This window comes from Rahnella sp. CG8 (assembly GCF_023701875.1).
Classification (GTDB): domain Bacteria; phylum Pseudomonadota; class Gammaproteobacteria; order Enterobacterales; family Enterobacteriaceae; genus Rahnella; species Rahnella aceris.
The window spans coordinates 162,066-182,818 of the sequence record NZ_JABAED010000003.1; the positions used below are offsets into that span (position 1 = coordinate 162,066).

The window sequence follows — 20,753 nt, forward strand, 5'->3', positions numbered from 1 at the left end:
GGTTACCTGAAAAATATCCCTAAGCCGGTGGACAAAATCACTAAATAGACGACAACAGGCAGTGCCAGTAACAGCCCTTTACGCTGGCGTAGTTTTTTCACCACCGTTTTATTTTTTTCGCCGCCGCCTGCGTCCTGTTCAACCAGCAAGGCATTGTTCGGCCACTGACGCCAGGCTTGTGGCAAGCACTGCCGCTCATCCTCGATGCGCTGTTGCAAAAGCTGCGCATCCTGTGAGGTATATTTTCCGTGGAAGCCCATCAGCAGACAGAACAGATACACCATTCTCAGTTGTGTATTGGTTTTATCGGTTTGATCCAGCCGGTCGAAAAATGCCTCGCCGCCGACAGAAATATCAAAATAATATTTCTGCAACAGATTGCTTCGCCATTCTTTCACCCACTCCGCGCGGGATCTTAATACCCGCTCATCTACCCACAGCACCACCGCGAAATAAGCATCATCGCACTCTGCTTTTTCATGATGACGTTCTGACTCAAGCAGCGCCTGCTGTAATAAAGTAATAATTTTTTCGCGAAACTCTCTGTAATCAGAATATTCCTGCGGATTAATAAAAAACGCCGTCACATAGCGAAACAGCGGTAAATAACAATTGAGCAAACTCATCATGAAGGCACCACAAATATAATTTGCACCTGAAGATCTTCCGGCATGTCTGGCCAGTAGAAGGAAATGCTGCTGTGCTGCCGGGCTTTGTTCCACAATTCGCTATCCTGCTCGACAAGGAAATAATGCGAATCTCTGCGGTTTGGTACACCCCGCGGTGGCTGTGGACAACGAACTACCGGAATGCCCGGCAGAGCATGCTGGATCAGCGGTTCAATCATTCTTGGTGAAGCCAGTTTGATGCCGCCCGGATTTTTTATCTGACGATTTTCCATCGGCATGCTGGCGGAACGTAACAGCAGCAGTACCGTTTCGGGATTTTTACTCTGCGCGCTGTCAAAGCTTCCGGTGAACACGCCCTGAAGATCGTTTTCCAGCGTGATATACGTATTGTCCTCAAGCACAAGACTGTTCAACAAGGTAATCAGCGTCTTACGGGCGCTTTCGAAACAACTCAGCAATTCATTGTGGTTGTAGGTTTGCAGTGAATTTTCACCGTCGTGCCACTCACCAAGGAAGGTGCAGCTGTCATTGAATGAGGAAAGATCGCCCACCAGCTGGCACAACACGTTGTAGACTTGCCATGGATGAACCTGGCGCGCCTGACAGAAATTTTTCAGTTGTGGCAACACACGGTTGAGAGAACGCATCGCTAACAACTGTGTCACCTGGTCGCCACGGTCGGCATCACTGACCAGTCGCTCTGAGCGTTTGTATTCTTCAAGCTTCCTGGCCCGCGCACTCAGTTCAAAATAAATAGTGTCAATCAGCTTGCCGAGGCTGAATGATCCAAAAAGTGTCACGGAAGGTGGCGAGAATGTCGGATCGAGGATCACCCGTTCGTTTTCATAACGCAGTCGGGTGAGTGGAATGCATTCGCAGTCAACCGCATCGTCTTTTTCAACGTCCGTCAGCAACCTGACGTTGTAGCACAGGCGTGCCACTGCAGCATCCGGCGCATGATCATAGACATCTTTCATCACCCGCTCTTCGCTGGTGTTGATCCAGCGCGTGACGGCGCGATCATGCTCTTTTTCCAGCGTGGTGACATTACTGTGCAGCGGATCAAAGCGACGTAAAGCCAGCCAGATGGTCAGCGGCTGATCGCGCTGTTTCCAGAGGTCACGGAAGTTGCGTTGTTCAACACGGCTGTTGCCGGGCAGTGAGAGCAAGGTACCGCCGGGCAAAATACAACGGATCTGCTCAACGCTGATCACGTAGTCGCTCAGTGCTGCTTCATTAATACTCACCTCAATCAGCCCGTGATTATAGGGCTGCGCCAGCCGCAAATGCTGCGCGAGGTTCCATTCATAATGCAGGTCAAGTGACTGAAAGTGCTGCGGCTGCAGATAAAGCCCGGAATGCCAGTAAATTTGCTGTTGTTCTGGATACATTATTTTTTCTCTCCGGCAACAGGGACATCTGCACTGACAATACTTTCACTGCCTAAGGTGACAGAAAGAGTGACCGGCGCTAAATGCGCCTGCCAGACAGGCTCCCACCAGCCAGTGCTCTCAGACTCTACCGGCACCAGTGCGCTGACCATGTGTTTCTTTACCGGGAACGGATAGTAGCCTGCGACCAGCGCCACATTGCGGGTATCTCGGGCGCGATCAATATGCACCGTGTTGGTTTGTCCCGGCATCATGACGTAACGATCCACCTGCAAAACGTCTCCTTCGCTGCCGGCACCGGCAAACAAGCTTTTCAGCGTCGCGGGATTACCCAGTATTTTATCCAGCGTCGGTTTATCCTTGGCTTGTAGCAGTAATACTGTACAGCTGTTGGGCATGTCGTTCAGGCTGTTCAGCCCCGGCTCAGCCCGCAGTTGCAGAGTGATAGCCCCATTCGCGAAAGGCGCAGCCACTTCGCTGATCGCCTTCTGACGGCTTTGCCCATCATCTGACGCGCAACCTGCCAGCAGCATGACACTCAGTATCAGCCCGGTCAGTCCCCTTTTCCCCCTCATTCTCTGCCGTGTCCTTTCAATACTTTGTTGATATCGCGCATACTGCTGTCATCCTGCAACATCTCTTCCAGCCATTCGGTCAACGTCATAGCCGCCCAGCGCGCCGCACGCTCCATCAGAAAAGGGACGGGGCTTGACGGTTCGGTCTGACGGAAAAAATGGGCAATGGTCAGCATCTGGCTGATGGCCAGATCCCGTGACATCGTTTGTTTTTTGGTGTTATTCATCAGTGAACTGACGTCATTGGCTTGCTCATCTTCGTCAGGCATTAATACGTTAAGGGTCATCACGTCGTCATATGCCGGTGCCGCACGGTCAAACAGGCGTTTCACAAATTCCTGCATTTCGGCGACGGCACTACGCATCTGCCCCATTGCCAGAGAATCAGCCTGCGGATTCAGCTGACCATAGAGGGTTTCAAGCGTATCCAGCATAGTCATCAGTTGAGTTAACGCCTCGTTCTGTGCGGCAACTTTCTGCGGATCCAGTGTGGCAGCCCAACGGTTGAAGGTATCCATCGAGAAATCATCGTCACTGCCCCGTTCCGCAGCGCTGTCAGGTTTCATCGTCACCCGGTGCTCATAAGCGAGCACCTTGCGCCAGTGATCCAGCGTGCTTTCCGGCTGTCCAAACAGAGGATGACAATGCAGCATTTGCGCCAACTGGCGGTCCAGACGATTAATCATGCCATGGCGGATTATGACGCCGTCCTCATCCAGCTCCGGCCAGCCGGTTTGCCAGTAAGTTTGTATAAACGGTATCAGAAAACCGGTACCGTCCAGCAGGCCGCGTATCCCGTGCTGCTGGCTCAACCCTTCGATCAGCCAGCAAGCCACCTGCAAATCTTTGCTTTCTGCCTGCAAAACCTTCGCGCTTAAGCGAACGACTTTGCTCCAGTCGGCTTTACGCAATTCAGTGGCCCATTCGCCCTGCGGCAAATAGTCAGGATCGCTTTCCCGCGCCTCACGGATTTCGTTATAGACCGGCTCATATTCCATGTTGCGCCCGACAGGATGATCGCCACTGAACGGGGCAAGCAAGGGCTCAAAATTCATTATCATTTCAATACACTCTATGAAATCAGTACGGTCGGGCAACCCGCAACAATGGTTCCGCCATGCGCTGTGCTGTCGCCCATCCGCGCTGCGGGTTTACCGCCAATCAGCACTTTCGTGCTGCCCATGATGACCGAATCCGGTGGTCCGACGCACACTGCCATCGAGCCCATAGTCGCGGCAGGCATACCTCCGATAAGTACGGTCGGCGTACCGGGAGTGGTCACCGGTCCGCCAACGTGTGGGATCGGGGGTAAGCCGGGTGTCACCATCGGGCAAACATGCATATCGCCAACGCGAGCAGCGGGCTGTCCCATCAGTAACCTCCCCCGGCAGCGTGCCACTCAGAAAGCAATGTCTGTGCTCCCTTAAGTGGCGCGTCTTCCGCCGCGATCGCCACGCTGAGCAATTTCAACGCACAATGGAGCATCAGACGGGACAAATGGGGTTCTGGGTACACCGCATCGAACTCTGCGGGTGTCATGCTGCCTTGCATCCAGAACAGTGACAGGCCGAGCGCGCCAACGGGGGTATCAAACCCGAGCTGTTCTGCCTGCTGGAAAATACGGAAACGCCGGTCATCATCAGGATTTGCCAGCCACTGATGGATTTCACTGGCACATTGCTGCATCGCGGGTTCCTGTGATTCAGGGCGGGCCAGCGCCTTTTGCAGCGTCCATGCCAACAGTTTCTCCTGCACAGAATCAGCCGCCACGCTTGCCAGCGCATCTTCCCAGCGTTCTGCGATCATCAGTTGCGCTGCGTTTTCAGCGCCGTTTTGCAGCGGGTTGTAAGCAGCAAGCGCTTCCGGCGTGAGCAGTTTTTCTTTCATGTTATTCATTTCCTCAGCCAATCATCGTCACGCCGCCCTTGATCTGGGTCATACCACTACCCTGAACAGTGACCATCGCACCTTTAAGTTCTGCCGTGCCCTTCCCTTCAATTTTGATCGTGGTGCCGCTCAGCGTAATGCCCGAAGGAGAAAGAGTAATTTTGCTGCTACCGACTTTTAATTCGATAGACTGGGTCGATTCAATAACGCAGGCTTTGTCCGCTTTGACCGTGCTACCGCCACCACTGATGTTTAGCTGATGGTTACCGCTGGTCAGGCTTTCCTGCAAATTGCCTTTAATATCCAGGGCATAATCGCCCTGTTTAAGCGTCAGGCTTTCATTACCTTTGGTTAACTCGGTCGTGCGGTTCTCACCAATGGTTTCAGTGACGTTTTTGGTAATACGGGTGGTGACGTCGTTTTTCACTGTCAGCAGCAGATCTTTTTGCGAGGTGATGACCAGACGCTCTTCGCCTTTTTTATCGTCGAAGCGCAACTCATGGCCTTCTTCAACATTGCCGTTGAGGGAGCTGCGTGAAACGAATCCGGCGTGATTTTTCTCCTCAGGCAGGCTCAGCGGCGGTTTGTTTTGCCCGTTGTATACCGAGCCGGTCACCAGAGGATAATCAGGGTTGCCATGCACAAAGCTGACCGTAACTTCGCTGTTGACGCGAGGCAGGAACATGGCGCCGAAACGGCCACCCGCCCACGGCTGCGAAACCCGCACCCAGCAGGAACTGCCATCGTCATGTTTGTTTTCGCGATCCCACGGGAACTGAATTTTGATGCGGCCATATTCGTCCGTGTGGACTTCTTCTGATTTTGGCCCGACAACGATGGCGGTCAGAATACCGGCGATTTCAGGTTGTCTGGTGAGGCACGGCGGACGCCAGGAAAGGCTGTCTTTCAACACAGTGAGCGCGTAGCCAAAATCAGGCTGCCCGTCATCAATGTTGCTTGATGCATGCATATGAACCGACTTGATTCGGTAGTTTCCCCGACAGGAAGGATGCCCGCTCAGAAGGAATTTATCGCCACAGCCTAGCCACCACACGCTGGCTTCGGCGTAAAACTGCTGGTTATCGGCCTCAAGCTGTTCCATCTTCAGCCGGGCTTCTGATTGCAGTAATTCGCGTTTTTCATGGCCGTGCGCGTCCACGTAGCTGACGCCCGGCACGGAATATTCCGCTTCCACGGCTTTCGATTCGCCCTCCACACTGGCTGCCTGCACAATGTTAAAACCTTTGAGCATCACGGAAGAGGCCGCCAGTGAAGAACTGGCCACCCAGTTCAGGATACCGACGCCATCGCCTCGCCCCTGCAGTGGCATAAAGGGTAACTCCGCCGTTTTGCCAGACTGATGGCTGGACGGATGATCGGCCAGTACCAGCGTGTGTTGCCCGGCATCATGCTGGAAGAAGTAATAGATCCCTTCCTGCTCAAGAAGGCGGCTAATGAAGTCAAAATCGGATTCGCGATACTGAATGCAGTATTCACGCGGCTGATAAGTCGCACGCAGACGCAAATCAATGTGGCTGATGTTCTGCTGGCGCAGCAGCTTGCACACTAAATCCGGTACGGTAATATTCTGGAAAACCGCCAGGTTACGCCCGAGACGCAACAATGCCATGCGCGGTTCCAGCGTACCGGTGAAGGTACTGATGCCATCGACATTATTGTCTTCTTTAATCTGTGTCAGCACACCATGCACGTAGCGCTTTTGGTTGCCACGGCCAATCTCACAGGCCATTTCATGCCCCAGAAAACGCCCCATCTGCGGAGTCATTAACGACGTGCGAAACTGGACCTGATAGCTGAAGGTGTCAGAGAATTGTTCATCGCCCTCGATATACATCAGCGTCAGTGAATCAGCGGCATCGCCAACGAAACGGATAAACCGGTTGTCTTGTCCTACTACTTTCGACATTTTTTATTTTCCTTCCCGGCAGACGGGTAAACGAATTTTATGCTGGCCTGCTCCCTCGGAGGCCCCGAGACAAATATCCAGCCCGAGTTGCCCGCACCCCAACGAGGTAACGACGTTCGTGGTATTTTCGATCAGCAGATCAATATCAAAATCCAGACCCGGACCAACGTATTCACGCAGATGCGACCACAGATTTTGGTAGTGCTTGCCCTTTGGCAAAAAAAGACCGGCGTTTTTCATCGGCACCGGTCCCAGTGTCACCGTAAAATGTGATTGTCGATCCCAGTACACGCTGCCCAGCATGGGAGCAGCGGCCAGCGTATGTGACGGTTCTCCCAGCCGGCAACACTGGGCCGGGTCCATGACCTGCCATCCGCCGGTAAAAGGCGTGACTTTCGCCGCCACGGAAAAGCGGTGTTTTAACCAGGTTTCAACGTTGAGCATTGAGCGCACTGAATGCGCAAATAAATCAGCAAACTGCTCCTGCTGCAGAGATGGCGCACTGTTTGCCACGCCGGATAACGCACGGATGGCCTGACTCAGCGGCCGTGTTGCACTGAATTCTGCCATGGCGTAATAGTGATATTTCTGCCAGGCGAGATAGCGCAGGCTATGTAGCCGGTGGTTAAAAATGTCCAGAAAAGCTTTGGCAGTTTTGTCCCCATGGCGGTAATAGCGGTCGATCATCCACTCGGTGTATACCGTGGGTAACGCGCCCAGTGCCCCCGTCAGTCCCTGGGCGGCCACTTCAACTTGCCAGCGCTGCTGATCCAGCGGAGTTACCGACGTAATGTCACCTTTCGGCGCATCCAGCGAGAGCGGTGAAATGAAATCAAGTTGCGCTTCGAGCACCTGTTTGCTGTCTTTTCCCTGTGCTCTGGTCAGACTGCGTAACATCAGCCGCACCTGTTGGAAAAAGTTATGCGGACTGAGGATTTTGCTTAGATCCATGACAGCCTTCCTGCTCGCACAGGCCATGTACGTGGAGTTTCACCCGGTGAGTCAATGCAGGTGATTACACGGGTGAAACTGTTGACCGGTGCGTACAACGCCAGGAAACAATCAATAAAGCGACACAGCAGGAAGTACTCAACTTCTTCGGCCGCTTCGCTGGCAAAGGTTATGCGGATCTCCATCCCCCGCGCCATGGAACGGGGATCCAAAGGCGCCAGCCGGGTAACGACCGGGCCAGACTCGACATGCAGGATCAGGTTGATCAAGCGGGTAATGCCCGGATTATCGACAAAGTTGTAAAGCGCCAGTGATTCCCTGAGTACACGGGCGCCTTCCGGCCCACTGATCAACATATGGTTGAGCGAAAGCTGAGAAATCAAACGCCAGCGCGTAGCCTGCTTAGCCGGTGGCCTGACCGGCAGCGTCGGGCGTGTCAGCGCAATAATTTTCATGCCCGCAATCGGCAGCTCTGATTCGAAATCGCCTTCAGGAGCGCCGTTGCGCATGGCTGCGGGAATCTCACGATTGGTGCAGGTCAGGTTCATGCTGACAATGTCGCAACCGGGCGCTAACGGGCTTTCTCCCCGGTCAGAAAAAGCGATAAATAACGATGTGGCGACACCGTCATTTTGCATGGTTTCGCGGCGCATACATTGCCAGAACAAACCGGTTTCACCGTCACTGGCGGAATGGTCCAAACCAAACAATGGATAAACAGGCCGGGACTGTGTTTCATTGCCCAGTTTGCGCATCGCCGAAACGCCGTCTACAGACCAGACTTCCATCGCATCCTGGTGACGAATGTCAGGGATAACCGGATATTCCGCCGTTTCGTGATCAGGTGAAATCGGTTCGGCCCGATGGGCGAAAAGATTAACAGCAGGCGTGCAGTTGAGCAGAAACAGGTTTTCGTTCACCGCACCAGCTATTTTCTCCAACTGACGCGCTATCATGCAGCGGTTGAATTTCACCACCAGTGAAAGCTCGCTTTGACTGCCCGCCACCATGCCAGCAGGCAACGGCATATCAATAAAATGAAACTTTTGCGGGAAGTAAAAATAGTCCTGCAACAGGCTGTGAGTGGGCGAAACCCGTGAATCACCCGCAAGCAAGCCTTCATTTTCACCGAAGCCTGCGGCACGTATAGTTTGCGGCGACAGCGTATGACTCTGCCCTTGCTGGAAAACTGTCAGTGACTCAACTTCGCTGCACAGCAAGGTATAAAGGATGTTGACGATGCGACTGGCGCCGCTGAGATGCAACCTCAGGGAATCCGCCGCCAGTGTGGCACCGGGCCAGACCGATAATTGTATTTTCAGACTCCAGCTCATGTCATCGGCATCCAGATGCAGGCTGACGTTATGCAGACTGACAGGTTGAAGCGTAACCGGATAAGTGGTGCGAAAACGGCAGACCTGTCCGTTCACCGGACGGGAATATAATGCTGTTCCGGCGTCAATGCGGTTACTGGCTGTCAGCGCACTGACTTTGATATCTGGCTGCATTTGTACGACGCAAACCGAAGGAAAAGGACGCAAAAATTGCGGAGCCAACACCGTCAGCAATGCATCAGTCACTTCCGGCATATCCTCATCGAGACGTTGCTGAATCTGCGCCGTGACCAGCGCAAAGGATTCAATAATTCGCTCAATATGCGGATCTTCTGACGTACCTTCTGACATTCCTAAGCGTCTGGCGACTTTTGGAAAATGGCGGGCAAACGCCTTTCCCTGCGTTTTGAGGTAAGCGAGTTCATTCTGATAATAAGAAATTAATTTTTTCGCCAACATTATAAATACTCGTTAATCACGCAGAGAAAATTGACTGATGACATCGTCCCACATTAGACGGTAGCGAACTTCACCATTGAATGTTTCAGCATTAATAATGAATGAACAAAGACTTCCCAGTTCTTCACCGGGGGTCACGCAGACGTTTTTCAATCTTGGTTCAAAGCGTTGTAATGCCATTTCAATACGTGATTGCATAATGGCATTGCGCTCAAGACGAGGCGTATCACTGGAAAAAACGTCACTGACTCCATAATTAAGTATCGACTCATTAATCAGTGGAATATTATCAATGCGGTAACTTCGGGGGCGCGAAGACAAAAGCAGCAATATTTCATCAATGAGTGTGCTGCTTTTGTCTTCTTCCTCAATAAGGTCATTTTGATCTTTTGGGTTATTGTCAGATAATTGCTGTAATAAGCTCTTCATCAATAAGCCTTAATACAGTGCACGCTTACAGCGTGCACTGTTGTTTTAAAAATTACAGCTTAGTGTTCTCAACCAGATTCCAGCCCACAGGACCTTGTTTGCTGGTTTTACCGTCTGGCTCAACCATATTAGTTTCGAATGTCATCTGACCAAATACAAAGCTCAGATTTTCACTCGGAACATCCCCTTCTGAATAAGCGTTGAAGTTGTAGCTGTTCAGTACACAGTTTTTATAGGTCAGCTTGAGTGCTTCAACCAGTTTCTCACCCTGGAACAATGCTTTAACAATAACAATTTGCTTAACATTGCTGCCTTGCGCAACCATATTGGATAACTGAGTAGAGGTAGTATCCATTACTTTTGAAAATGAAATTGCATCAAAGTTGACGCCATCGCTGTTTACCTGACCGCTAGCATTATCAATTTTAGCTGAGCAGTAAACACCGAAATTCATATTCTCAACGGCAATCCAACCTTCATAACCTTTATTACTTACAGTGCCTTTAATACCATCAATTTGCATGAAAAGCGATTCAGTGGCCATTTTATATCCTTATTTTTACGATTAAGTATTTATGCACCCGTCGATGCAGGAAGTTCCGCTACCAGACGCAGCGACATGCTGAGTCCTTCAAGCTGGAAATGCGGTTTTAAATACGCAACGGCGCGATAACTGCCCGGAGAACCTGGTACATCAACAACTTCGACCACAGCCTCACGTAACGGATGGCTTGCTTTAATCGTTGGTCCTACATTATCTGAACCCACAACATATTGGTTGATCCAGTTCTGCAGGAAATTCTGGCATTCAGATTTGGACATGAAGCTGCCCACTTTATCGCGCACGATGGATTTTAGATAATGAGCAAAGCGCGACGTTGTCATAATATATTGCAACTGACTTGACAATTTGGCGTTAGCATTCGCCAGCTCAGAATCGTATTTACGCGGTTTATTGGTCGACTGCACAGCGAAGAACGCCGCGTAATCTGTACCTTTGCAATAAATGAGCGGAATAAAACCAAGCTCAGCTAACTCTTTTTCGCGACGGTCAGAAATTGCCACTTCTGTCGGGCATTGCATGACCTTTTCGCCGGTCTGCGAAATGTAATTGTAGGTCGGCAGTGACTTCACCAAACCGCCGCCTTCAACACCACGGATCGCCGCACACCAGCCGTGTTCCTCAAACGCCTCGACCATACGGCCCGCTAAATCATAAGCCGCGTTGACCCATAAATAGCTGGCTCCTTCATTATTTTCATCAATTTTTTCTTCGAAATTAAACGCGTCTACGGATACAGTTTTTGCACCGTAAGGCAGACGGCCGATAACACGTGGCAGCGTTAAGCCGACATAACGTGAGTCGTCACTCTGACGGAAGGATTTCCAGCGGGCGTAGTCAGAGGTTTCAAACAGTTTGCCCAGATCACGCGGACGCGGCATTTCGGAGAACGATCCCATCGCAAACATGCCAGGGTTCGCAGCACTCAGGAATGGCGCGTGGGCGGCGGCGGCAACATGTGAAATCTGTTCCAGCAGTTGCACATCTTCCGGCATACAGTCGAATTCAAAATCACCCACAAAAGCAGAGTAAGGGTCACCGCCAAAGGTACCGTATTCGCTTTCATAAATGCTTTTGAATAATGAAGACTGATCAAAGTCAGAGGCGGATTTAAAATCACGCAGCAGCTCTTTCTTCGTGCAGTTAAAGACACGCACTTTGGTGTTTTCCGTGACGCTGCTTTGCACCAGTTTGTGCAAACCACGCCAGGAAGATTCCATACGCTGGAATTCAGGTGCCTGAATAATTTTGCTGACCTGAGAAGACAGCAGTTCATCGATGGCGGCAATGCGTGCTTCGATGCTACCCACCAGATCATTGGAAACAATGACCGCACCTGATGCCACTTCCGACAGGAAGTTATCCAACTGGCTTTTTACTTTATTACGATCGGATTCCCGGCGGATGGCCTGAGTATTATCGATAATTTGATCGAGATAATCACCGGACTGCTCAGCTTGAGCTGAAGCATTCATGACCTGGATATCGCTCATTCTACTTCCCCTTTGGCAGGTTCTGCGTCTTTCGCCATACCCTCTAATAATTCAACCAGTTGCTCTTTCAGACGGTCATTGCTCGCAGTTCTGTTGCGCAAATCACTCAGTTGCTCGCGTAATTCAAGAAGTTTGCGCAACGGTTCCACCTGCATCGCCACGTTTTCAGGAGAGAAGTCATCCATAGAGTTGAATTCCAGTGCAATAGCCATCTGGCCTTCTTTTTCTGGCAACGTACTTTCCACCAGCATGTCCACAGCCGGCTTCATTCCTTCCATGACATTATTAAAGTTGTCTTTATCAATGTGCGTAAAACGACGGTCGCGCAGTGGCAAATCATCTTTAGCAAAATTCCCGATAACCCCCATCACCAGAGGTAATTCTTTTTTGGATTCAGCACCGCCAACTTCAACGTCGTACGTAATTTGAACGCGAGGGGGACGCGCTTTGCTCAATTTATATTGTGTATTACTCACGGATAAATCACCATAATGTTTAAAAGAGAGAATTAATATGGCCGTGATAATAAACAGTAATTATAGATTTTCACATATCCGATTGCTTACTAATACATTTACCTTTGCTAAAGTATTTTATTTTTTTCATAAAAAATAACAATATACAGGGTTATTTTAATTATTTGTAAATGAAAAAATAGAATCTATCGAGATTAGATTTTAATATTTATAATAAGGAATGCTTGAATTTTTTATAAAAACAAGAAATACCACGAAATATTAAATGATAATTATTTTTACATTTCATTTTTGACATTCCCCATTCAACTCTTTTTTAAAGAAATAGTATGTGATAGGACCTGCAATGATAATTGTTTTCACGCCATACAAGGGTACGCATAACTTCACAACCTGTACCTGTACCTTCATCATCACATTCAGAATGCGGCGTCACTGGAGATCTTCGGCCTGGTGACGTTCTGTACTGTCCTGAAACAGTAAGATTTTCTGAATAAATCATACTCACTCTACATCGTTATGATGATTGATGTTTTTGATGCTTCTCATCGTAATTTTCATCACTTTGCGGGCATTTTGAACAAATATAGCCCGTGCTAACATTCTTAACCAACACTATAACATACTGAAAATAAAGGTTTTTCTATTTTGTTTTTTGTGGCAGACTGCGCATCTCAATTAATAAATAGCCTTTGGGATTACCGAAGGCCTGACTGGTCCGTTTTATGCAACTTTATACCATCCTCATTCTGGCGTTCGGTATGTCCATGGATGCCTTCGCAGCCGCTATTGGCAAAGGTGCCTCTCTGCACCGGCCACCGCTAAAAGAGGCGTTACGCACAGGGCTTATTTTTGGCGTAATTGAAGCGATTACACCGGTGATCGGATGGGGAATTGGTCTGGCGGCCAGCCAGTTTATTATGAGCTGGGATCACTGGGTGGCATTCACCCTGCTGCTGATCCTTGGTATCCGCATGATTGCGGAAGCCTTCAGGAAAGATAAATTGGAAGAAGATACGCAGGCACCACGTCGTCACGGTTTCTGGGTACTGGTCACTGCAGCTGTCGCGACCAGTCTGGATGCAATGGCTGTGGGCGTCGGTCTGGCCTTTCTTCAGGTGAATATTCTGGTGATGGCGCTGACTATTGGTGCCGCCACCACTATCATGGCGACATCCGGTATGTTGCTTGGCCGGTTTCTCGGTGCCGCGATGGGCAAATGGGCTGAAATTCTGGGTGGTGTGGTGCTGATTGGTATCGGTACATCAATTCTCATCGAGCATCTTGGTCTGCTCGGTTGAGTCTTCATCCAGCGAAGCTATTTTTTATAGTGCCGACTAACAGGCTACTTTTCGATTCCTCAGATAATTTATGTTTGAGATTATCTTCGCGCACAAAATCGATAAACGCCTGTAATGGCGCGGGGATCAGACGCCGGTCATTGTAGTAAAGATATGGCCCGGAAAACGACAGCCACCATGGTTGCAAGATAGCCTCCAGTTTGCCGCTGGCAATGGCAGGCCGCAGCCATTCTTCGAACAGATAGATAATACCCGCACCCGCCACCGCCGTTTCTACCGCCAGATCCACCGCGCCCCCTACACTCACCACCAGCGGGCCGCTGACCTGAACGCTGAGGCTTTCGCCCTCATGTTCGAACTCCCAGTCCGGCATAATCCCGCTGGCATAGCGACCACGCAGGCATCGGTGTTGTATCAGATCCCGCGGATGCGATGGCCGTCCATGCACATTCAGGTAATCAGGGGAGGCCGCCGCCGCATAACGCTGACGGCGCGGTCCGATGGGGATCGCCACCATGTCCTGCTCGAGACGTTCGTCGTAACGAATACCGGCATCGCAGCCATCACGAAATACATCCTGCACGTTACTTTCAGCAATGATTTCCAGCTGGATATCGGGGTAACGCCGGAGAAATTCGGGCACAAGTGCAGGCAAAACCAGCCGGGTTGCGCTGACCGGCACATTCAGCCGCAGTGTACCGCCGGGCGTATTGCGATAACGGTTGAGGGCATCGAGTGCCGCATCCACTTCATTCATGGCCGGGAGCAACCGCTCGAGCAGCGCCCTGCCCGCTTCGGTCAACACCACCGCCCGCGTTGTGCGGTGAAATAAGCGAATGCCCAGTTGTTGTTCGGCCCGGCGCACAGCATCGCTCAGCCGGGATGCATTACTGCCTGTGACGCGTGCCGCTTCACGAAATCCTCCGGCTTTGGCCACTTCTACCACTGCGTGCAACAGCGCGATATCCATCGGCATTGTGCGTCACCCTGTACAGTTACTTCTGATTTAACCGGATAGTTGCACACTCACAACATCGCGACAATCATTTGATTGATCCCGGGTAACACACAGAGAATCGCGGTATTAATTAAACCGAAAGCCCCTCACGAAATACTAACGATCTTTAACACAATCTTTCCTTTACGCTGACGTTATGCGTGGAACTAACTTTTTAGGATTAAGTCTACCTTAGCAGTAAATTTCATTATGTCTTTATGACGGCCCTTTAATAGAACACCCGCATGATGATAATGAAGTTTATATATAATGATAAGAGTCAGGCATAAAGTTACATTCTTGATGACAGTGTATTTAATGAGGAAAGAAATGAAAATATTAATAATCAGACGGGAAAACATTGGTGATCTTATCCTTACAACCCCGCTGATTTCTATGCTGGCGAAAAATCATCACGTCGATGTGCTGGTTAATTCTTACAACAAACAGGTTCTTGAAGGTAATCCCGGCGTCAGTAAAGTTCATCATTATACTAAACTGCATCATGAAGGATCTTACACTCAAAAGATAAAAGCCATTTTACGCCGTGTGGTCACCACTTTGGCTATTCGGAAAGAAGGTTACGATGTGGCTATTGTGGCAGGGAACTGGAATAAAAGACCTTTGCGATGGGCAACATTATCACGGGCCAAACGAATCATAGCGATAGGAAGTGATTCGCCAGACTCTGTCACCGATAAAATACCTTATATGCGGGATGGCATGCATATGGTTGAACAGATGGCTGAACTCGCCAGGCCTTTAAATTGTCACGCCAAACCGGGGAAACTGGCTTTATGGGTGACAAAATATGAAAAAGAACTGGCAGCTCACAAAATAAAAAACACTTACAATATGCCCTTATATGGTTTGCAGATCAGCGCCCGAAAAGAAAAACAACGCTGGCCCGTTGAGAATTATATCGAAATCGCGCACAGGCTGGCGCGTGACGAACCTTGCAAAATTATTCTTTTCTGGTCGCCAGGTTCAGAAGATAACTTGTGTCATCCCGGGGATGACCAGAAAGCGCAGTACATCATCAACGCCTGCAAAGATATTATTATGGTTCCTTTCGATACCGTAAATATTCGTGAACTTATGGCCGGAATGTCTCTGTGCCACCAGATAATCACCAGCGATGGCGGTGCATTGCACATTGCAGCGGGTGTGGGAAAACCAGTGGTGGCGCTTTTTGGTAACAGTGATCCGCAGGTCTGGGGGCCATGGAAAGTGCCGTGCAGAATCATTGCTGCTGCAGACGAAGAGGTTTCTCATATTTCAACCGATGAAGTTTATAACAATTTCGTTGCACTGAGAGATGAAGTGCTTACTGAAAATACAAAAAAATGAGTAACAGCCTAAAACTCTATTTGTAATTTAATGGAAAAATAGTCCCTATCATCGCGTTGCGGGTAACCTGAACAGAAATGAAAGCCATCAAGATAAAAGTAATAAAGACGATATTGCATATCTATTGTTTTTTAACGAGAAGAAAAAAATATTCGCTGGAAGAGCGTGAAACATCACCGGGTAATATTGTCATTTACTCCACTACCGCGCTGGGGGACTACCTCATGAACACACCAGCAATCATGCATTTAAAGAATAGATTTCCAGCCAGCAAAATAATACTGGTTACCAGTAAGAAAAATCACAGTCTGGTTGTGCAATATGATTGGTTTGACCATATTTATATATGGGATAATAAAGTTGTCAGAATATTACCTTTGTTATGTAAACTCAGAAAACACAAACCTGATATTTCCGTTATTTTACACGCACACTTTCCTTATGACATATTTTGTGCTGTTTTATCCGGCAGTAAAATGATTTTACGCGACCACTATGGCAGTGAGTCTCCCGAACTTAATCGTTATTTAGATCACTATTCCGGTTACTATGACGGACATACTATCCGGCGTAAATTGAAGTTACTCGAAACACTGGGAGAAAATACTGGCGACACGACAATGCATCTTCCCGTGATCAATACTCTTTTACCGCGTCAGTATTTACGCCAGCGCATTGGATTTCAGTTAGGGGCATCCAATGAGACCCGTCGCTGGCCGGTATGTTTTTTCAGTACACTCGCCTGTATGTTATTAGACAACGATCGGGATCTGGAAATCATTATCACAGGCACAACATCCGAAAAGAATCTGGCGAATGATTTCTTAAAACAATTACCCGCTCACTATCAGAACAATATATGCGTAATGTCTGGTCATACGCAGTTGACAGAATTAGTCACGCTGTTGAAAAGTCTGGATGTTCTTGTTACGGGTGACACCGGGCCGTTACATATCGCAGTGGCCGCTGGCGTAAATACAGTCAGTCTTTTTGCCACAGCCAACCCAGCCTATACCGGTCCGTGTCAGGATCCGGATAAACATATTATTTTGCACCGTCCTGATGGTGAAAAAACAGAACATCCCATGATGGCGATTCTGCCTGTTGAGGTTTACCACGCTGTCAGGGAATTGCTGGGGAGGACATATGACAGTGAATGATGTGCTGGAAGGGAAAATCATTGATTTTCTTGAACAACATAACCACCCCACCGTGTTTGGTTTTTACAATAAGGTCTGCGGGAGTGATTTTTCATTGTTAAAGCTTTCGCTGAGTGAAATACAGACGGATATCCTGATGAACGATTTTTTCATCCAGTTCAAGGTAAAACCTAAAAACTATCGCACATCCAACCATTTCCCCGAAAAAACGGGTGTTCTCGGTTCATTGATTTTTACCCTAAACCGGATGCAGGGAAAAGTGACACCCATAACCGTCAGAGCGCTGCACAATGCGGCTCTTATGGGCGTCTGGCCTGATTATCTTCAGGGCAAAAATCAATAAGCAGTGTCCTGTGCAGAATTCAGCGCGATAACCTTCGTCATTGTGCGCCAGTCCGTACAGTTTGTCCTGATTTCACCGGATAGTTGCACAACCTGCCCGCGGCTACAATCAGTGAACAATCACACAGGAGAATTCCATGTCACACACCTCAATGACTTACCCCCTCGGCGACAGAGAAGTGGCGCGCTTAGGTTATGGCGCAATGCAATTGGCTGGCCCCGGCGTTTTTGGCCCGATCAGCGATGAAGCACGGGGCATTCAGGTGCTGCGTGATGCCCTGGCATCTGGTGTTAATCACATCGACACCAGCGATTTTTATGGTCCGCATGAAACCAATAAGCTGATCAAAAAAGCCCTGCATCCGTATCCCGATAATCTGTGCATCGTGACAAAAGTCGGCGCACGACGTGATGAAAAAGGCGGCTGGTTACCGGCTTTCAGCCCGCAGGAACTGACGCAGGCGGTGGAAGATAACCTGCGCAATCTCGGGCTGGAGACGCTGGAAGTGGTAAATTTGCGCAGCATGCTCGATGAACGTCAGCCAAAAGAAGGATCACTGGCACCGCAGCTGGAGGCGCTGATTACGCTGAAAGAGCGCGGCCTGATCCGTCATATAGGTCTGAGCAATGTGACTGCAAAACAGGTCGCCGATGCACAGAAACTGACGACGATCGCCTGCGTTCAGAACATGTATAACCTGGCGAACCGTCACGACGACGCGCTGGTGGATAGCCTGGCTGAACAGGAAATCGCGTATGTGCCGTTCTTTCCGCTGGGCGGTTTTTCGCCGTTGCAGTCAACGCAGCTTGATGAAGTGGCGGCACAATTGCAGGCAACGCCGATGCAGGTCGCGCTGGCCTGGCTGCTCAAACGCTCGCCGAATATCTTGTTGATCCCCGGCACGTCATCGCCGCAGCATCTACAGGAAAATCTGGCCAGTGCGAAGGTGATTTTGTCCGATGAAGTGATGGAAGAACTGAACGGAATAGCGGGTTAGCTCTCACACATCCCCCGGCACATCATGCGGGGGAATGGTTTCCCCGGTGGCTGAATCTTCGCCCCGTGGTATTAACGGAGCCTGGTCACTCACAGCAATTCATGAGCCTGCGCGCAGATCAGTTGTCTCAGCCATTTCTGCGCATTGCTGTCATCAGAACGCCGGTGCCACAACAGATAAAACGGGATCTCCGGCAATGCCACCGGCGGCAGGGTCATCAAGATATTGGGGTGTTTCTCGCTCACTACCACGCTGCGTTTGAGCACCGTCGCGACATACCCCGTCTGCTGCACCACACCGGCAACGCCAGCCATGGTCGGCAACGTCAGACGAAGTTCACGAGCCAGCCCCATCTCCCTGAGTTGTTCATCGACCAGACCATAATGATTTCCTTCCGGCGAGACCAGAATATGGCTCATCCCGAGATAGGTTTCTAACGTCATGCCGTTGCGTGCCGCATCACTGTCGCGGCGGATAAGCGTGACAAATTCATCACTGAACAAGGGCTGCGATAAGATGCGGTTTTCCGGCCGGGTCGGGTGAATACCGATCACCACATCAACCTCACCGGCATCCAGCATCGACACGGACGCATCGCGGTCGGTGAATGTCCTCACATGCAGTGTCACTCCGGGCGCCTGTTCGCTGATCGCCCGCATAATGCCGGGCAGTAACACCATCAGCGGATATTCGGACGTGCCAAGCGTAAAAGACATTTTTCTGTTTTCCGGCGCAAAATTGTCGTCCGGAGCCAGCAGATGACTCAGTTCGTTAAGTGCTTTTGACACATGCAAACCGATCTCTTTTGCCCTGGCGGTAGGCAGCAAACCGGAAGCACTGCGGATAAACAGCGGATCCGCAAAATGCGTTCGCAGGCGCGACAATGCCGCGCTCATCGCGGGCTGACTGACCACCGCTTTGCTGGCGGCACGGGTCACATTCCGCTCTTCCATCAGCGCATCAAATGCGACCAGCAGATTCAAATCGAGACCCTTAAAATCCATAAAACGTATATTCCTCTATATGCTTTTCTTATTTCAATTATTACTGATATGAATGTGATACTCGCTGCGTGCACCACATTAACCCTATAAAAATGCAATCAGCCAGAGGAATTTAACGATGTCAGACAACAATAGCGAGATGGCAAATCGTCTTATCGCGGAGCGTAAAGCCGTTGAAAAAATCTATCAGGCTTTTAGCCTGCATGATCCGGACTTAATGGATGAGGCAGTCACGCAGGACTGGAAAGATATTCCCCTCGCGCCAGGTCAGGCATCCGGCCCCGAAGGGTTGAAACCGATCATCCGGGGGTTCATTGAGGCTTTTCCGGATGTGAAGATCACCATCCACGACCTTCTTCAGACCCCGGGGAAGATTGCCGTGCGCGCAGAAATTACCGGTACCCATCACGGCAACTTTATGGGCATCGAACCGACCGGCAAATTTGTCAGCATCCGGCTGCATGAATTTCATGAGCTGAATGGCGAACGCGTCACCACCACCTGGCATCTGGAAGACTGGTTTGGCGCGTTCATGCAACTCGGTCAGTTCCCGCCGCAGGGTTAACAACCGGACAACAATTAAAGGCAAGCGCTGACCCGTCTGATAGATTTCATTTCGGATTGTCTGGCGGTGAGGCGGGTGCGGCGAACCAGTTATCCTGAGTTACCATGACCGCCGTTTCCGGCTGATTCACAAAATTCGGCGACATGATCTGCACATTAAATTCGTTGAATACGTCCTGAATGTGACTGTGCAATTCGCTTCTCACTGTGGCAAGAGATTCGCCCGGCTGGAGATGCACCTGCAGTTCATAAGCGATGTACCAGTCCATCAGGCTGAGCTGGCGCACCAGCGGCTTCTGCTGAAGATCAATACCTCGCGTGCGACTGGCGGCCACGACAGCCCGCAGGCAGCCGGATTGTATCTTTATGAAATTGGCACAGAAGATACCGGGCTGACCGAATACCCCCTACCTTACGCTGAACTCCAATACCGTCCAGAAGACGTTGCGCAAACTGGCTTTCATGAGCCTGTCCGGGACTCAGCACGATGTTTAGCGGGAGACCGCTTGCGCCTGTCACCCGATGGATTTTGATGCCAAAACCACCGTGAGAGCGACCCAGCCCATTATCTCCGGTTATATAGGGATGTTTTTTTGCGCGCCGGCAGCACATTTCAGCGCCCGGATATTACTGCCATCCATCGCTGTGGCAGACCAGTCAACAAGGCCATAAAGCAACCTGTTGAAAATAAGGTTAATCACTGCCGATTTTGACCATTGGTTAAAGCGGATAAACGGTTTTCCACGGCCCCTATCGTTTAGATAAATCGCGCCATAGGGCACCTGAACACAACACCCAGAACATGCCGTTGATGATCATGCGGTGCTGTGCCCATGGCCGTCCGCCCCGTGGCGTAGCAGGCTCAAGAGGCAACAAGGACTGGATGATGGTCCATGCTTCGCCGGGAAGGTCGTAGCGAGGCAT

General features: G+C 50.1%; 21 protein-coding genes and 2 pseudogenes. 6 read left to right on the forward strand and 17 right to left on the reverse strand.

All coding sequences use genetic code 11. The annotated features are described in order from the left end of the window. Positions 1-2: 2 nt before the first annotated feature. Genes HGO41_RS04110 through tssB form a run of 13 tightly spaced genes read right to left on the reverse strand, consistent with a single transcriptional unit; the run spans position 3 to position 12,113 of the window. Positions 3-629, reverse strand: coding sequence for a DotU family type IV/VI secretion system protein (locus HGO41_RS04110; protein ID WP_013578185.1), 627 nt, complete (start codon positions 627-629; stop codon positions 3-5). Continuing rightward, the gene (gene tssK, locus HGO41_RS04115; RefSeq protein ID WP_013578184.1) at positions 626-2,020 is read right to left on the reverse strand and encodes a type VI secretion system baseplate subunit TssK; all 1,395 of its coding nucleotides are present in this window, start codon (positions 2,018-2,020) and stop codon (positions 626-628) included. The genes HGO41_RS04110 and tssK overlap by 4 nt, the downstream gene beginning before the upstream one ends. Beyond that, positions 2,020-2,595: a type VI secretion lipoprotein TssJ gene (locus tag HGO41_RS04120; protein ID WP_013578183.1), complete on the reverse strand. Its 576-nt coding sequence runs from the start codon at positions 2,593-2,595 to the stop codon at positions 2,020-2,022. The genes tssK and HGO41_RS04120 overlap by 1 nt, the downstream gene beginning before the upstream one ends. Then, on the reverse strand, positions 2,592-3,656 hold the full coding sequence (gene tssA, locus HGO41_RS04125; protein ID WP_013578182.1) for a type VI secretion system protein TssA: 1,065 nt from the start codon (positions 3,654-3,656) through the stop codon (positions 2,592-2,594). Before tssA ends, HGO41_RS04120 begins: the two co-directional genes overlap by 4 nt. A gap of 11 nt (positions 3,657-3,667) precedes the next feature. Continuing rightward, positions 3,668-3,967 carry a PAAR domain-containing protein gene (locus HGO41_RS04130; protein ID WP_013578181.1) on the reverse strand — a complete coding sequence of 100 codons (300 nt, stop codon included), beginning with the start codon at positions 3,965-3,967 and terminating at the stop codon, positions 3,668-3,670. Continuing rightward, positions 3,967-4,482, reverse strand: coding sequence for a DUF6931 family protein (locus HGO41_RS04135; protein WP_013578180.1), 516 nt, complete (start codon positions 4,480-4,482; stop codon positions 3,967-3,969). The genes HGO41_RS04130 and HGO41_RS04135 overlap by 1 nt, the downstream gene beginning before the upstream one ends. A gap of 13 nt (positions 4,483-4,495) precedes the next feature. Next, complete coding sequence (locus HGO41_RS04140; protein ID WP_250980802.1) at positions 4,496-6,409, reverse strand: type VI secretion system Vgr family protein; 1,914 nt, start codon at positions 6,407-6,409, stop codon at positions 4,496-4,498. 3 nt (positions 6,410-6,412) lie between these two features. Beyond that, positions 6,413-7,360 (reverse strand): type VI secretion system baseplate subunit TssG, encoded by a 948-nt coding sequence (gene tssG, locus HGO41_RS04145; protein ID WP_013578178.1) that lies wholly within the window; start codon positions 7,358-7,360, stop codon positions 6,413-6,415. Then, entirely contained in the window at positions 7,351-9,153 is a 1,803-nt protein-coding gene (gene tssF, locus HGO41_RS04150; RefSeq protein ID WP_112151403.1) for a type VI secretion system baseplate subunit TssF, read from the reverse strand. Before tssF ends, tssG begins: the two co-directional genes overlap by 10 nt. Before the next feature lie 12 nt (positions 9,154-9,165). Beyond that, on the reverse strand, positions 9,166-9,582 hold the full coding sequence (locus HGO41_RS04155; RefSeq protein WP_013578176.1) for a GPW/gp25 family protein: 417 nt from the start codon (positions 9,580-9,582) through the stop codon (positions 9,166-9,168). Positions 9,583-9,634: 52 nt separating this feature from the next. Then, positions 9,635-10,126 (reverse strand): Hcp family type VI secretion system effector, encoded by a 492-nt coding sequence (locus tag HGO41_RS04160; RefSeq protein ID WP_013578175.1) that lies wholly within the window; start codon positions 10,124-10,126, stop codon positions 9,635-9,637. A 29-nt stretch (positions 10,127-10,155) separates the two neighbouring features. Next, entirely contained in the window at positions 10,156-11,637 is a 1,482-nt protein-coding gene (gene tssC, locus HGO41_RS04165) for a type VI secretion system contractile sheath large subunit (RefSeq protein ID WP_013578174.1), read from the reverse strand. Continuing rightward, on the reverse strand, positions 11,634-12,113 hold the full coding sequence (gene tssB / locus HGO41_RS04170) for a type VI secretion system contractile sheath small subunit (RefSeq protein ID WP_013578173.1): 480 nt from the start codon (positions 12,111-12,113) through the stop codon (positions 11,634-11,636). The genes tssC and tssB overlap by 4 nt, the downstream gene beginning before the upstream one ends. A 725-nt stretch (positions 12,114-12,838) precedes the next feature. Between tssB and mntP the strand changes: the two genes are divergently transcribed. Beyond that, positions 12,839-13,414, forward strand: a complete 576-nt coding sequence (gene mntP / locus HGO41_RS04175) for a manganese efflux pump MntP (protein ID WP_013578172.1) — start codon at positions 12,839-12,841, stop codon at positions 13,412-13,414. Between the two features lie 4 nt (positions 13,415-13,418). Here mntP and HGO41_RS04180 read toward each other — a convergent pair whose 3' ends face one another. Then, positions 13,419-14,390 carry a LysR family transcriptional regulator gene (locus tag HGO41_RS04180; protein WP_013578171.1) on the reverse strand — a complete coding sequence of 324 codons (972 nt, stop codon included), beginning with the start codon at positions 14,388-14,390 and terminating at the stop codon, positions 13,419-13,421. Positions 14,391-14,741: 351 nt separating this feature from the next. On the opposite strand from HGO41_RS04180, the gene HGO41_RS04185 reads away from it, so the two are divergent. From HGO41_RS04185 to HGO41_RS04200, 4 genes are all read left to right on the forward strand, one after another. Beyond that, positions 14,742-15,761, forward strand: a complete 1,020-nt coding sequence (locus HGO41_RS04185; protein ID WP_250980803.1) for a glycosyltransferase family 9 protein — start codon at positions 14,742-14,744, stop codon at positions 15,759-15,761. A gap of 77 nt (positions 15,762-15,838) precedes the next feature. Further along, complete coding sequence (locus HGO41_RS04190) at positions 15,839-16,921, forward strand: glycosyltransferase family 9 protein (RefSeq protein WP_134705363.1); 1,083 nt, start codon at positions 15,839-15,841, stop codon at positions 16,919-16,921. Further along, positions 16,908-17,264: a DUF1493 family protein gene (locus HGO41_RS04195; protein WP_119262305.1), complete on the forward strand. Its 357-nt coding sequence runs from the start codon at positions 16,908-16,910 to the stop codon at positions 17,262-17,264. The genes HGO41_RS04190 and HGO41_RS04195 overlap by 14 nt, the downstream gene beginning before the upstream one ends. A gap of 136 nt (positions 17,265-17,400) precedes the next feature. Then, a complete protein-coding gene (locus HGO41_RS04200; RefSeq protein ID WP_250980804.1) occupies positions 17,401-18,261 on the forward strand; it encodes an aldo/keto reductase family oxidoreductase in 861 nt (286 codons plus the stop codon). 89 nt (positions 18,262-18,350) lie between these two features. Here the strand turns inward: HGO41_RS04200 and HGO41_RS04205 are convergent, their stop codons facing one another. Beyond that, positions 18,351-19,265 (reverse strand): LysR family transcriptional regulator, encoded by a 915-nt coding sequence (locus HGO41_RS04205; RefSeq protein WP_217244571.1) that lies wholly within the window; start codon positions 19,263-19,265, stop codon positions 18,351-18,353. 118 nt (positions 19,266-19,383) lie between these two features. Here HGO41_RS04205 and HGO41_RS04210 point away from each other — a divergent pair, with 118 nt between their 5' ends. Next, positions 19,384-19,830, forward strand: coding sequence for an ester cyclase (locus tag HGO41_RS04210; protein ID WP_112151407.1), 447 nt, complete (start codon positions 19,384-19,386; stop codon positions 19,828-19,830). Positions 19,831-19,876: 46 nt separating this feature from the next. Here the strand turns inward: HGO41_RS04210 and HGO41_RS04215 are convergent. Then, positions 19,877-20,164 (reverse strand): annotated as a pseudogene (locus HGO41_RS04215) (mechanosensitive ion channel protein MscS); the annotation flags it as partial. A 61-nt stretch (positions 20,165-20,225) separates the two neighbouring features. After that, positions 20,226-20,753 (reverse strand): annotated as a pseudogene (locus tag HGO41_RS04220) (IS5 family transposase); the annotation flags it as partial.

Excerpts from the sequence above, each read along its gene's own strand:
- HGO41_RS04110 (WP_013578185.1), bottom strand. The coding sequence starts at position 629 with ATGATGAGTTTGCTCAATTGTTATTTACCGCTGTTTCGCTATGTGACG.
- tssK (WP_013578184.1), bottom strand. The coding sequence starts at position 2,020 with ATGTATCCAGAACAACAGCAAATTTACTGGCATTCCGGGCTTTATCTG.
- HGO41_RS04120 (WP_013578183.1), bottom strand. The coding sequence starts at position 2,595 with ATGAGGGGGAAAAGGGGACTGACCGGGCTGATACTGAGTGTCATGCTG.
- tssA (WP_013578182.1), bottom strand. The coding sequence starts at position 3,656 with ATGATAATGAATTTTGAGCCCTTGCTTGCCCCGTTCAGTGGCGATCAT.
- HGO41_RS04130 (WP_013578181.1), bottom strand. The coding sequence starts at position 3,967 with ATGGGACAGCCCGCTGCTCGCGTTGGCGATATGCATGTTTGCCCGATG.
- HGO41_RS04135 (WP_013578180.1), bottom strand. The coding sequence starts at position 4,482 with ATGAAAGAAAAACTGCTCACGCCGGAAGCGCTTGCTGCTTACAACCCG.
- HGO41_RS04140 (WP_250980802.1), bottom strand. The coding sequence starts at position 6,409 with ATGTCGAAAGTAGTAGGACAAGACAACCGGTTTATCCGTTTCGTTGGC.
- tssG (WP_013578178.1), bottom strand. The coding sequence starts at position 7,360 with ATGGATCTAAGCAAAATCCTCAGTCCGCATAACTTTTTCCAACAGGTG.
- tssF (WP_112151403.1), bottom strand. The coding sequence starts at position 9,153 with ATGTTGGCGAAAAAATTAATTTCTTATTATCAGAATGAACTCGCTTAC.
- HGO41_RS04155 (WP_013578176.1), bottom strand. The coding sequence starts at position 9,582 with ATGAAGAGCTTATTACAGCAATTATCTGACAATAACCCAAAAGATCAA.
- HGO41_RS04160 (WP_013578175.1), bottom strand. The coding sequence starts at position 10,126 with ATGGCCACTGAATCGCTTTTCATGCAAATTGATGGTATTAAAGGCACT.
- tssC (WP_013578174.1), bottom strand. The coding sequence starts at position 11,637 with ATGAGCGATATCCAGGTCATGAATGCTTCAGCTCAAGCTGAGCAGTCC.
- mntP (WP_013578172.1), top strand. The coding sequence starts at position 12,839 with ATGCAACTTTATACCATCCTCATTCTGGCGTTCGGTATGTCCATGGAT.
- HGO41_RS04180 (WP_013578171.1), bottom strand. The coding sequence starts at position 14,390 with ATGCCGATGGATATCGCGCTGTTGCACGCAGTGGTAGAAGTGGCCAAA.
- HGO41_RS04185 (WP_250980803.1), top strand. The coding sequence starts at position 14,742 with ATGAAAATATTAATAATCAGACGGGAAAACATTGGTGATCTTATCCTT.
- HGO41_RS04190 (WP_134705363.1), top strand. The coding sequence starts at position 15,839 with ATGAAAGCCATCAAGATAAAAGTAATAAAGACGATATTGCATATCTAT.
- HGO41_RS04195 (WP_119262305.1), top strand. The coding sequence starts at position 16,908 with ATGACAGTGAATGATGTGCTGGAAGGGAAAATCATTGATTTTCTTGAA.
- HGO41_RS04200 (WP_250980804.1), top strand. The coding sequence starts at position 17,401 with ATGTCACACACCTCAATGACTTACCCCCTCGGCGACAGAGAAGTGGCG.
- HGO41_RS04205 (WP_217244571.1), bottom strand. The coding sequence starts at position 19,265 with ATGGATTTTAAGGGTCTCGATTTGAATCTGCTGGTCGCATTTGATGCG.
- HGO41_RS04210 (WP_112151407.1), top strand. The coding sequence starts at position 19,384 with ATGTCAGACAACAATAGCGAGATGGCAAATCGTCTTATCGCGGAGCGT.